We start from the raw sequence: 11,820 nt of genomic DNA, 5'->3' as shown, positions 1-11,820 counted from the left end.
CAAAATGAAATCTTGGAACTTACAACAGAAAAGCAGTTGTTTTTCTTCTTTTCGTCAATTTGCTTTAAGTGTTTATTAAAAAATTCATTGCTCTTTTGGTACTTACTCTCACTCTATGCGAGAGTCTTTGTGAAAGCCAAACGAAAATTGAATGAAAGATTCATGAAAAGACTTTTAATCCATATATAAATTTTTCAACTCTTTGTAATGCTCTTGTCGTTTCTATCATCAATTTTGCCCATTGGGGTAAGAGTATTGTTATTTTGACATTGCCTCTTCTGTTTAATCAGTGTATAAAGCAATCAAATTTTATAGTGTTTTTGATAAAAGCATTGTCATTTTTGGCATTGCTTTTTCTGTTTTAGTGGATTTGGAGTGTCTCTTTATGGCTGTACCTAAACGAAAAACCTCTCCATCAAAGCGGGGTATGCGCCGTTCGGCTGATGCCTTAAAGGTGCCAACTTATATCGAGGATAAAAATTCTGGTGAATTGCGTCGCCCTCATCATATTGATTTGAAAACAGGGATGTATCGCGGACGTGTTGTTCTCCCTCCTAAAGATTGAGAACTTTAATTTTTATTGAAATAAACACCAACTCTCTACACTGATAAGAGTGCTGGGAGGTGGTGTTTGTTTTTTGGTTGTTCTCTTTATGGAGAATGTGAAGACACAAAGCTTCCTCCTTGTCTGGGATATCGAGACTTTCTTTGTTATCGCGACAGATGACGGAAAAGCTTTGATGTGCATTTTTGTGTGACCTATGCCCTTGAAAGGGAACGCTCAAAAGCTCTCTGGTGCTTTTGATGAGATAAGCTTTTTAGCGAATTATTTTCTTTAAGGGATCTGTGAGGTGGGGATAAAAAGGATTCAAAAAAGAGTAAGATCTCGATTTTTTTTGAGATATGAGCTTATAATAATACTTATACTTTGTTCATTTTAGCAAGATGCAATTGGACAAGAGCTCTTGGCAGATTTTCTGCTAAATGCCTTTTGATCACTAAAAGCTTAATAACAACACAAATAAAACCAGCAAGATGCTGGTTTTATTTTATGAGTAGATTTTTATTACGCAGCATAAACAGCTTCATCGCTTGAGGTTGCTTCATCTCTCTTCGCTTTAAATTCACGCTTTGGTTTGTTTGAGAGATGCATCTCTATGAGATTGATAGCTTCTGTTTCAGAAAGACTATTAATCACTGCGATTTCACGCGCCATTCTTTCAAGTGCTGCGGTATAAAGTTGACGTTCAGAATAAGATTGTTCGGGCTGTAGATTTGAGCGAAAAAGATCTCGCACGACTTCAGCAATACAAATAAGATCTCCCGAGTTGATTTTAGCATCATATTCTTGCGCACGACGTGACCACATGGTGCGTTTAACACGTGCTTTTCCGTGGAGGGTTTGTAATGCGCGTTCAACAGAATCAACAGCAGATAATTTGCGCATTCCAACGGAAAGGGCTTTAGCAATAGGCACTTTAACATCCATTTTATCTTTTGCAAAATGAATGACAAAAAGTTTTAATTTATGTCCTGCAACTTCTTGATCTTCAATGGCTATGATTTGTCCCACTCCGTGGGTAGGGTAGACGATATATTCAGAGGTTGTAAATTCTTTATAATTGGAAGATGTTCCATTTTGGGATGCCATATTTTCGTTTACTCCCTTTATGACCAACAAATGTATCGGAAAACAGGCTATAAACCTGAGGGTTGAGTGTTCTTAACCAAGTATATTACACTAATTGAATGAGCATAAAAGTTGAGTACTTTTAAATCCAACAAAAAATACATTGCTTTATTAAAAAAAGCAAAGAACAATACTTAGAAAGATGATCGTGTTAAAATAACACTAACATCAAAATTCAAAAGAATCAATCATTTCGCTTAAGAATTTTTATTTTTACAAGAAAATGCTCTCAATTTTTGAAGGCGCATGATGTGTGTTGTATTGTTATTTATCGCCCCTTCTTGTTTTTTTTGAAAAATACTTTTCTTATTTGTTGAGAACGCTATCCATTTCTTTTGTTTGAAGCAGAGGGGCTTTGCAGGTGGTTTAATGAGGTCATTTATTCGCATAACGAAATTTGAGTTCTTAGCATTTTTCTAGCCTTGGTTTCTGTATCAGAGTTTATGGCTTCTGGACATTATTTTGTAAGTATGTTGTGGGGTTATTCGTCGCCAGTTCCTGGATTTTCTGAAAAATATTTTTCACATTTGTTGGGAACGCCATCCATTTCTTTTGCTTGGGGCAGAGGGTCTTTGCGTGTGGTTAAATTAGGCCATTTGTTTGCATACTGGAGATTAAGTTCTAACCACTTTTCTAATCCTGGTTCTGTATCAGGGACAATAGCTTCTGCTGGGCATTCTGGTACACAAACACCACAGTCGATGCATTCATCGGGGTGAATAACAAGCATATTTTCACCTTCATAAAAACAATCAACAGGGCAAACTTCAACACAGTCTGTATATTTACAGTGAATGCAGTTGTCGGTTACTACGTGGGCCAAGATCGAACTCCATTTTTATTTTAGTGATCTTTGGAGGAAACTGTGTCTTTATTATTTTTAAGTTGATCACGAAGTGCCGCTAATTTTGCAAAGGGTGAATCCGGATTAGGTTGTTTTTCTTTTTGAAGGGATTTATGACTCGCGCGTTTGCTGTGGGATTTGTTCATTTTATAAGGATTTTTCGTAGGCGATGGGGTCTCTTGAGGAGTCTTTTCGTCTGTTCTTGCTTCTTTTTTAAACGCTTTTTTTGCTTTATTTTGCCACTTATGTCCCGATTTATCACGCTTTTTGTGGGCGTGATGATGAAATTGATGATTATAGCGCCATAATAAAATAACTTTATCTTCTACTATAGTGCGCCTTTGCTTGGCAAAGTCGCCAACAAGTTCTGCTTCTGGTAAACACTCTATAGTCGTTTGTTGTGTGTCAACATGGGTGGATACAGCGCTTTGTTCTTCTTGGACCGTGTCTAAAGTATAAATTGCTTGCCATTGATCGCCAACACATTCTGCCGCAGGAACATTTGTTGCTGTGCTACAGGTATGGAAAGAGGCTTTGTCGGTAAGGAGATGTTGTTCAAAAACAGCATGGCTTATGGCATGCGATTGATAGCCAAGACCTTTGAGAATTTCTTCCATATCGGTTCCATTGGCGCCAAGAATCGACATCATTTCCGATGTCACAAAAAAGCTTTTGCCATCATAAGCGCCTTCGGGTTTAGGCGCGCTCCCTTGCTTCCAATGAAGTGCTGGGCGGATCAGATTGGCAAGACGCTCTAAAATATCAATGCGTACAGCACGCTGTCCTAAGATTCGGTAACCGGCTAACTGATAAAATTGCCGGTTATAAGTAGAATCAACAACCAGTGAGGTTCGTCCAGCGGATAACGCTGCAAAAATTTCCCCAAAACCCGTTTGATCATCACTCTCATTGTGCAGTTTCCATAGCAGGGTAATAGCTTGAACCGGAGCTGGTTTAAGCATTCCTGCAACATAGATATGGAAAGCACCAAAACGCACACCTAGACGCCGCAGAACAGAACGTGATTCTTGATCAAGATTTTTGACCATTTCAGCAACTTCTCGACGCCGTAAAATCCCTAATGAATGAACTAGTTTTAAAGCAAGACTACCTGTTGAATCCGTCAAACTATCGGCATTGCGCAGGTCAAATAGAGGTTGTAAAGCGGTTTCAAAATAAAAAGTTATAAAACGCTCCAAGCGTTTTACTACATTCTCACGTGCTTCCCCCGTTAATTGTGCATCTGCTAAAATAATTAGCTTGGGTTTAAAAAAATCTTCTCCTCTAACAAGTTGACCTACCGGTTGACCAATCCAACGCACAATTCCATCAGAACCAAGAGTAAAATCTTTATTGGCACAAGCAGAAAAACGCATCGCACGTTTAGAAAAAGCAAGAATCAAATTGTCATTCTCTATTGCGTTTTGCACACCTACTGATTGATCGGTATTGTTCTTGTTGGCATAAAAACGAAAACCTTCAAATTTGCCATTGCCATGTTTTTCAATAAGAATATCATCCTGAAAAACATTATTCGGTGGAACAATCTTGCTATCCATGATTATTTTCTTTCTCAGTGCTAGACTGGTAAAAAGCTTATTCTTAATAATTCTATCATTATGCTGCTCCTTTAGCACGTTTGTTGCGTTTTCTTCAATCATTCTTGTTGCTTTTTGATACTTCTTTTTGCTCCTTTAACTTGGATATTTTCTTTTTTATTTATCTTAGATTTTTTATAAAGGTCATTGCACGTATTGGTTGCGTTGTAAAGCAGTGAGCATAAAATAAGCTTGTCATTTAAAGGATAAGGTAAGTCGATAATTAAACGAAACAGTATTTGTTTATTTGATCTTTTTATTTTTTTGTTCTGTCACCAAAATATAAAAATAAAATTTTTTGCACATTTCTTGCTAGCAATAAGTGTATATTATATCGCTGTTTTATAGGCAAAACTGTGTCTTGGGATCATAAGTTTTACAATTCTCATAAAAAAAACAATTGCGATTATAAAAATACACGTTAAAGTAGCAGCATACAAACAAACAACTTTTTAGTTCTTTCTTGAAAAGGACAGTGGTGTCGTTAGCAAATCGATTTTGATAATTTTAATCGCAAGGGGTTATTATGGGTAATCTTTCAAATGCTGTTTATAAAGGCAGCAAAAATTATAGCGATGCAGATAAAAGCTTAGGACGTGATATGATGCGTTCTGCTATGCAAGCGCCTTATCTTGAACGACAAAAAGAGCATGATTTGGCTCTAAGGTGGAAAGATAAACGCGATGATGAAGCTATGCATCAAATTGCAGCTGCGCATATGCGCTTGGTGATTGCGATTGCTAACCGTTTTAAACGTTTCAAAATGCCGTTGGGGGATCTGGTACAAGAAGGTTATGTGGGACTGTTGGAAGCTGCTGCGCGTTTTGAACCTGATCGGGAAGTGCGTTTTTCGACTTATGCAACATGGTGGATACGCGCTTCTATTCAAGATTATATTTTACGAAATTGGTCTATCGTTCGAGGAGGAACCAGTTCTTCGCAAAAAGCACTTTTCTTTAATCTTCGCCGCTTGCGAGCAAAATTGGTGCAAGATGATAGTGCTCTTTCAAAACAAGATATCTTTCGCACAATCGCTGAAAAGCTTGGTGTTTCCGTGCGTGATGTGGAAACGATGGATTTTCGTTTTTCCAGTGCGGATAATTCTTTAAGTGTTTCTGTTTCTGAAAATAGCGATAATCCCATTGCTAAAATGGATGTTCTGGTGGATGAGAATCCTCTGCCTGATGCTTTAATTGAACAAACAATTGATGGTCAACGGCGGACACAATGGCTTTATGATGCACTGCAAATTCTCAATGAACGAGAGTTGGAAATTATTCGTTTTCGTCGTTTGAATGAAGATGGAGCAACTTTGGAAGTTTTGGGTGAAAAGTTGGGAATCTCCAAAGAACGGGTGCGCCAAATTGAAGCACGGGCTTTGCAAAAATTGCGTTCTGCTCTTTTGAACGTTCATTCAGCAGATGCCTATGAGATATAGGCATTAGAGGAGTCTTGAGAGGTTAATTCGCTAGTGGCTATGAGGCATGTGAGAAACTATTATTGGTTACAAAAGCCAATCGGTTTGGGATTGTGAATGCTTTAGAGTCCAGGGGAAAGAGGGTAGGAGGAAAGAAGAAGTGCAAAAAATAAAAAAGCTCTCCTTATTCCGTGATGATTTTAACATCTGTGCCTGCTCGTAAAGTTTGCGTGGGCGAGAGTGCATTGAGAATGCGAAAGAGTGTTTCTTTATGCGTTGCTGTTTGCATTTTATTGGCAAGATTTGCAACACTCTCTCCCTGCTGAACGCGTACAACACGGATTCTCAAGGGTTTCAGCTCCTTAAACTGTGATGATGAAAGTGAGTGAAAACTTTGTATCGTTTTTGTGGCAATCTCTTCAAAATGTTGAGAATGATGTGGGGCGGCGGTTAAAAAACGAAAAGCGTGATTTTTGAAAAAAATGACGACCACATCAAATTGCCAATGTGCATTGACTGCTCGAGCTTGTGCTCCAAGGTGTCCTTGAATTGTAATGGGGTGCACGGATGATTCGTCCAATCCTATAATCCATCCGCTTTTTAAATATTCACTTGCAGAGAGTGCAAAGGGGCGCGGTATAGCATCAAAACGAATGGCAATATTGTCTGGTCCACTGGCCCAAACAGTATGGGCTGAATTCTCTATGGTAAAATTGTTAGGCACACCAAAAGTGACACGCAGTTGCTGGTGAATAAATTGGTTGTCTCTTACAAAACCTGTAGGAAAGCTTCCAGTAAAAATCATGCCATCAATGCTTTTGAGAAAAGAAGCACGGTCCCTCTTTCCTATGTTCGCTGTCGTGATTTTACGCGCCTTTTCTTTGACAAGGCGAATCCGTTGTGGAGTGGTTGGGTGGTTTGCTAGAAAGTCCGAGGAAGTTTTTGCTGTACTCAAGATATTACGGAAAACTCTATAGGCTTCCATTGATTGGAGAAAGCGTAGGGAGGCAAACGGATCATATCCTGCTTTTTTGAGCATTTCTAAGGCAATGGAATCAGCTTCTAGTTCTTGATTGCGTGAAAATTGTGCCAGTTGTTGCTTGTTTTGTATAGGATTATGAAGCTTGCTTGTTTCATGAGGGAAAAGGTGTGAGGAGAGATGATTTGTTGCCTTCAATTCCGCTTCTTTTTTCAGCCGTAAAATGCCATGATTAGCGGTAATATGGGCTATTTCATGGGCTAAAATTGCTGCAACTTCTGAAGAATCATTGGCTAAGGCAAGCATGCCACGGGTGATGTAAATAGAGCCATTGGGTTGGGCAAATGCATTGATGCTTTCTGAATTTAAGATTGTTACAGAATAGTGTTGCTGAGGATTGTGTGACACGCTAGCTAGTTCGTGCACAATCTTCGCTAATAGACGTTCAAGTTTTGCGTTATAATAGGTACCGCCATATTTTTGCAAAATACGGGGGTGTTGTAGAGCGCTTAATGTGACATAAATATTGTGCTTGCTGGCATGTTTGACTGTTCCAGAAGAATCTGAAGAAAGCATATCATTGGGAGAGAGATGCATATGACAAGCAGAAAGGAGAAGCGTAAGGCTTATGAAAGGTGCTCTGTACATTCTGGTACGAAAGGGAATATTTCGTTGAAAAATTTGGTGTTGTTGATTCTTATACACTGTGTTTTTAGGGTGAATTGTGGCAAATTTCATTGGTCTCTTTGTATATGTTTTTTTTAGTAAGAAGAAGCTTTTGGGGAAGAAGCTTTTGGGGAAGGAGCTTTTTGATAAGGATTCTTTTGGCTATAGCACGGTTATTGTCCATAAGAAACGGGTCTTTTTGATAAAAGATACGAGAAAAAATTACGGAAGGCAGAGTATAGTATGACAACATTTACAATATTGTTAAATGGAGATGTTTGTATCACCGATCGGTTGCTCACGCAAATTCACAACAGTCGCGTGATTGCTGCAGATGGGGGAATGCGTCATGCTGCTGCACTTGGTGTGATGCCTGAGTTGTGGGTGGGAGATTTCGATTCATCAGATCAAACTTTAATCAACAGCTATATTCATGTGCCCCGTGAGATTTTTCCCTCTGATAAAGATATGACCGATAGTGCTCTGGCATGTGAGAGAGCTCTGCAAAAAGGTGCCAAACACCTTATTTTGTGTGGTGCCTTGGGAGGGGAACGGAGTGATCATAGTCTTTCTCATATGGTGCAAGCACTGATGATGGCAGAAAAAGGTATTACAGTGTTGTTGACAAGCGGTTGTGAAGAAGGATGGCCGGTCTTACCAAAGACTTTTTCATATGATCTCCCCGATGGATGTTTGTTTAGTATTATCGGTTTTTCTGATTTACAAGGCTTGACGCTTTCAGGGGTGAAATGGCCACTTTGTGACAAAAATGTGTCATTTGGGTCGTCTTTGACACTTTCTAACCGTATTTGTGGAACCTTTTCTTGCCATTTAGGTTCTGGAAAAGCTATATTGTTGGCGTCTGTACCTATTCCATAAAGCTCTTCCGGTATATTTTATTAAGGCAGAGGGGGGCAAGCGATGAAGTGCTGGCATGAATGATATATTTATGTATTAATTTAAGGAGAGGTTTTAATATGTTAAAATCATTTTTGAAAGTGGCAGTTATTTCAGCCATTGGCTTAAGTACTGTAGCTTGTACTACAAATGATCAGCGTGTTGCACGTTACGGTGTGGGAGGAGCAGCAATAGGTGCTTTGGCGGGAACTGCAATTGCTGGAAGTACTCCTGGTGCCGCACTGACTGGTGCCGCATTTGGTGCTATTGCTGGAACAGTAACAGGTGCTGCTGTCAATCAGAAAAGAGAACAAAGACGAGAAGGACAGATTGTTATTCATCAGTCAACAGCAATGTGCACTTATCGTGGGCATAAAGGACACTATTACAAAGCACCTTGTGCACAAAAAATGCATACACAAAAAACACCACAATTGTGCACTTATCGGGATGGAAGAGGTGTGATGTATAAGGCACCTTGTCCACGCCGCGTTCGTTAATGGTGTTGCCGCTCTTGCGGCTTGACCGCATTTTTCTAACCTTTGGAACAACCCCCTTGCTCAACCAAGCTTGCTTATCGGTTGAGCAAGGGGCTCGTATCGCGCTGGTGGGGCGTAATGGTTGTGGAAAATCAACGCTGTTAAAAATTGCCGCAGGAATAATTGAGCCGAGTGGTGGGGAAATTTTTCGCCACCCTCGAGTCACGATACGGTATGTTTCACAAAATCCCGATTGTGCGGGATTTGAGGATATTCATGGCTTTGTAGAAGCGGGGTTAGATCAGACCCCTGATGTACCATGGATAAATACACTTCGCGATAATCTAGGTTTTTCAGGAAGTGAAAAATTGGAGACCCTTTCTGGGGGGGAAAAGCGGCGTGTCTCTTTGTTGCGTGCTCTTGCCGCAAAACCAGATATTCTTCTGTTAGATGAACCAACCAATCACCTCGATTTGCCAACCATTGAATGGTTAGAAAGGACTTTATGTTCTTTGTCTTCAGCCATTGTGGTGATTTCCCATGATCGGCGTTTTTTGGAAAATGTCACGCGTTCAACCCTCTGGCTTGATCGAGGTAGTACAAAAAGATTGGAAAAGCGTTTTTCGGAATTTGAGAATTGGCGTGATAAGGCGTTGCAAGAGGAGGCTCTAGAGCAACATAAATTAGGACGACAGATTGCACGTGAAGAACAATGGTTGCGCTATGGGGTGAGCGCACGGCGTAAACGCAATGTACGTCGGTTGGGGGAATTAAAAGAGCTGCGAAAACTTCACAAAACCTATAAAGGGCAACCAGGAACTGCGCTTTTGACTGCTGCTAAAAGTTCTCATTCTGGTCAATTGGTCCTTGAAGCAAAGAAAATTTCAAAATCTTATGGGGAGCGCGTTATTGTCAAAGATTTTTCTTTACGCATTCAGCGTGGTGATCGTATCGGCTTGGTTGGTCCCAATGGTATTGGCAAGACAACATTGCTTTCTACCCTCATTGGGCAAGAAGCCGTTGATAGTGGTATGGTGAGGCATGGATATAATCTTTCCATGGCATTTCTTGATCAACAGCGTATTCTCAATGAAGAAGAAACATTAGCGCATTATCTCACGGGGGGGAGAGGAGAGACTCTTGTGATCAATGGCCAAGAGCGCCATGTGGTTTCTTATATGAAGGATTTTTTGTTTTTACCTGAACAAGCACGTACACCACTCAAAGAATTTTCAGGGGGAGAAAGAGCGCGCCTTATGCTGGCTCGGTTGCTATCGCGTCCGGCAAATTTTTTGATTCTTGATGAACCCACCAATGATTTGGATATGGAGACCTTGGATTTGTTGCAGGAATTTATTGCCGATTTTGCTGGAACAGTTTTGTTGGTGAGCCATGATCGGGACTTTTTAGATCGCACGGTGACTCATATGTTGGCGCCCCAAGGAGATGGGCATTGGATTTTGTATGCTGGCGGTTATAGCGATATGATAGCGCAAAATAAGAACGCTGTATCGTTAGAGCGCAAAAATAAAGAGTTATCAAAACGTAAAGCATCTGCAAATCCGCGTGGATGGGCGAATGAAAATCTCATTTCAAAAGATCATGACTTTAGGGGGCGGGAGAAAATAAAGCCACGCAAGCTGTCTTATAAGCAGGTTTATGCTCTGGAAAAATTGCCTGAACAAATCGCTGCTTTGCAGGATGAAATCAAAAAAATTGAACAAGAACTCTCTGATCCAGCGCTCTATGGCAAGGATAAAGAGCGTTTCGAGCGTTTATCCATAGCTCTGGAAGAGAAAAAAAAGAATTGTGCTGACAAAGAAGAGGAATGGTTAGAACTTGAATTATTGCGCGAAGACAGTGAATGTGGAAAGTTATAAACGCTTTAGCGTTAATTCTTTCAAGAAGCTTTTTATGGATTTGGATGATCGCTTCTTTTTCATTTCCTCTCTGTTTTGCTCCATTCTGTATGGAATGCGTGTGCATATTGGAGAGGAAAAAGAGTTACGCATGAAAGAGGAGTAATGGGAGATTGCACTTTAATGGGGGCACAGCCCTCATGCAAAACAGAACGCCATTGATTTGCACATTCACGGGCTTTTTTTAAAGAGACATTTCACAATGCCCCCAAGCCCATTTCACGACAGCGTCCGTGAAGGGTATAACGGTAAAGCCATTGAGCACTGCTATTTTTACGCTTGTGAAGAAGCAAGCCGGCATCATGATTCACTTTGCCAGCTCCCAATGTTGCGACAGCCCTTGGCACCTAAGACGGTTCAGAAGAGCCATTTTTAGTTCTTTCTTATACAATTTTTACCCACACACCAGTCCCGCTTTTGACGTGCAAGCGAGTGGTTTTGATTGATTCAAGATAGACAGGTTTGAAATGAGAGAATCTTACGATATTCGAGGGTCTCATTCAATATGAATAACGCTAAATTATCATTATAAATCAATATGTGTCCTGTTATGTGAAGATAGTGAAAAAGGAACATTTTCATCATTTTGTAAGGCTTGATATGATACTCTTTTCACATCTGGTGAAAATACCTTATAAAGCTTTATACTGATTTCTTGGGCTCTGAGGATCATGAATTCGAGAGGTGAGAATATGATCTCTCCATTTGCCAGAAATCATCAGATAATCTCTCGCATAGCCTTCTTGCTCAAAATCAAGGCGCTTCAATAAATTTCCGCTTTTGGTATTTTCAGGCATATAGTTTGCCATCATGCGATGGAGATGATAAACAGCAAAGATATGGGGTATCAGAGTAGATAAAATCTCGAACATGAGACCTTTTCCTTGCTGTTTTTCGTCAACAGAAAAACCAAGATGACAGGCTTGAAAAACACCACGAACCACATTGGTAAAATTCACGGTGGCAATGATTGTAGGGTCATTTTTCAATCGTGTGGCATATCGATATGCTTGTCCTTGTGCATTCTCATGAGCAAAAGCCTTTGCGCGTGTTTCCTAAGCTGTTAGGGTGTTATAATCAGCAGATCTTACTGGTTCAAAGGGGCGGAGATGATTCTCATTGCGCAGGTAATAGCAGGACAGTTCGGCTGCATCTTCTGGACCAATTAAGGTGGAAATTGTGCGTTTTGTTGTGATTGCCATAGCTTTTTTCCCATAAAAATGTGCGAGTCTGTCTGTTTCTTAATGTCATTTTTCACATGGCTTATTTTGGAGCTGAAATTCATTGTAAAGGGTGGGATGTTGATTGTGGGCTTTATCACATGTGATAAA

Annotated in this window: 9 protein-coding genes and 2 pseudogenes; 5 read left to right on the top strand and 6 right to left on the bottom strand. The window is 40.1% G+C overall.

Annotated features, from left to right (window positions below; genetic code table 11):
* The first annotated feature begins 385 nt into the window (after positions 1 to 385).
* Positions 386 to 565 carry a 50S ribosomal protein L32 gene (gene rpmF / locus PVV68_RS02370; protein ID WP_273720633.1) on the top strand — a complete coding sequence of 60 codons (180 nt, stop codon included), beginning with the start codon at positions 386 to 388 and terminating at the stop codon, positions 563 to 565.
* A gap of 501 nt (positions 566 to 1,066) precedes the next feature.
* Here the strand turns inward: rpmF and PVV68_RS02365 are convergent.
* The 3 genes from PVV68_RS02365 to PVV68_RS02355 form a co-directional block, all read right to left on the bottom strand.
* The gene (locus tag PVV68_RS02365; RefSeq protein WP_273720634.1) at positions 1,067 to 1,651 is read right to left on the bottom strand and encodes a CarD family transcriptional regulator; all 585 of its coding nucleotides are present in this window, start codon (positions 1,649 to 1,651) and stop codon (positions 1,067 to 1,069) included.
* Between the two features lie 520 nt (positions 1,652 to 2,171).
* Positions 2,172 to 2,513 carry a ferredoxin FdxA gene (gene fdxA, locus PVV68_RS02360; protein WP_273720635.1) on the bottom strand — a complete coding sequence of 114 codons (342 nt, stop codon included), beginning with the start codon at positions 2,511 to 2,513 and terminating at the stop codon, positions 2,172 to 2,174.
* 20 nt (positions 2,514 to 2,533) lie between these two features.
* Positions 2,534 to 4,093, bottom strand: a complete 1,560-nt coding sequence (locus PVV68_RS02355; protein WP_273720636.1) for a hypothetical protein — start codon at positions 4,091 to 4,093, stop codon at positions 2,534 to 2,536.
* Positions 4,094 to 4,658: 565 nt separating this feature from the next.
* Between PVV68_RS02355 and PVV68_RS02350 the strand changes: the two genes are divergently transcribed.
* Complete coding sequence (locus PVV68_RS02350; protein WP_273720637.1) at positions 4,659 to 5,570, top strand: RNA polymerase factor sigma-32; 912 nt, start codon at positions 4,659 to 4,661, stop codon at positions 5,568 to 5,570.
* 163 nt (positions 5,571 to 5,733) lie between these two features.
* Here the strand turns inward: PVV68_RS02350 and PVV68_RS02345 are convergent, their stop codons facing one another.
* A complete protein-coding gene (locus tag PVV68_RS02345) occupies positions 5,734 to 7,266 on the bottom strand; it encodes a M48 family metalloprotease (protein WP_273720638.1) in 1,533 nt (510 codons plus the stop codon).
* Between the two features lie 171 nt (positions 7,267 to 7,437).
* On the opposite strand from PVV68_RS02345, the gene PVV68_RS02340 reads away from it, so the two are divergent.
* The 3 genes from PVV68_RS02340 (at position 7,438) to PVV68_RS02330 (ending at position 10,450) form a co-directional block, all read left to right on the top strand.
* Positions 7,438 to 8,073, top strand: coding sequence for a thiamine diphosphokinase (locus PVV68_RS02340; protein ID WP_273720639.1), 636 nt, complete (start codon positions 7,438 to 7,440; stop codon positions 8,071 to 8,073).
* Between the two features lie 98 nt (positions 8,074 to 8,171).
* Positions 8,172 to 8,591: a glycine zipper domain-containing protein gene (locus PVV68_RS02335; RefSeq protein WP_273720640.1), complete on the top strand. Its 420-nt coding sequence runs from the start codon at positions 8,172 to 8,174 to the stop codon at positions 8,589 to 8,591.
* Entirely contained in the window at positions 8,591 to 10,450 is a 1,860-nt protein-coding gene (locus PVV68_RS02330; RefSeq protein ID WP_273720664.1) for an ABC-F family ATP-binding cassette domain-containing protein, read from the top strand. The genes PVV68_RS02335 and PVV68_RS02330 overlap by 1 nt, the downstream gene beginning before the upstream one ends.
* Positions 10,451 to 10,608: 158 nt before the next feature.
* Here the strand turns inward: PVV68_RS02330 and PVV68_RS02325 are convergent.
* Both PVV68_RS02325 and PVV68_RS02320 read right to left on the bottom strand, forming a co-directional pair.
* Positions 10,609 to 10,859: pseudogene (locus PVV68_RS02325) on the bottom strand (Arm DNA-binding domain-containing protein); the annotation flags it as partial.
* A 262-nt stretch (positions 10,860 to 11,121) separates the two neighbouring features.
* Positions 11,122 to 11,691 (bottom strand): annotated as a pseudogene (locus PVV68_RS02320) (GNAT family N-acetyltransferase).
* Positions 11,692 to 11,820 lie beyond the last annotated feature (129 nt).

This window comes from Bartonella sp. ML69XJBT, from assembly GCF_028618515.1.
Taxonomy (GTDB): Bacteria; Pseudomonadota; Alphaproteobacteria; order Rhizobiales; family Rhizobiaceae; genus Bartonella.
The sequence above is the reverse complement of the archived record's forward strand: the minus strand, read 5'-3'. Positions and strand labels throughout refer to the sequence as shown.

What these genes read in the sequence shown, in the direction of transcription:
- PVV68_RS02335 (WP_273720640.1), top strand. Translation starts at nt 8,172, where the DNA reads ATGTTAAAATCATTTTTGAAAGTGGCAGTTATTTCAGCCATTGGCTTA.
- PVV68_RS02355 (WP_273720636.1), bottom strand. Translation starts at nt 4,093, where the DNA reads ATGGATAGCAAGATTGTTCCACCGAATAATGTTTTTCAGGATGATATT.
- PVV68_RS02340 (WP_273720639.1), top strand. Translation starts at nt 7,438, where the DNA reads ATGACAACATTTACAATATTGTTAAATGGAGATGTTTGTATCACCGAT.
- rpmF (WP_273720633.1), top strand. Translation starts at nt 386, where the DNA reads ATGGCTGTACCTAAACGAAAAACCTCTCCATCAAAGCGGGGTATGCGC.
- PVV68_RS02345 (WP_273720638.1), bottom strand. Translation starts at nt 7,266, where the DNA reads ATGAAATTTGCCACAATTCACCCTAAAAACACAGTGTATAAGAATCAA.
- PVV68_RS02365 (WP_273720634.1), bottom strand. Translation starts at nt 1,651, where the DNA reads ATGGCATCCCAAAATGGAACATCTTCCAATTATAAAGAATTTACAACC.
- PVV68_RS02330 (WP_273720664.1), top strand. Translation starts at nt 8,591, where the DNA reads ATGGTGTTGCCGCTCTTGCGGCTTGACCGCATTTTTCTAACCTTTGGA.
- PVV68_RS02350 (WP_273720637.1), top strand. Translation starts at nt 4,659, where the DNA reads ATGGGTAATCTTTCAAATGCTGTTTATAAAGGCAGCAAAAATTATAGC.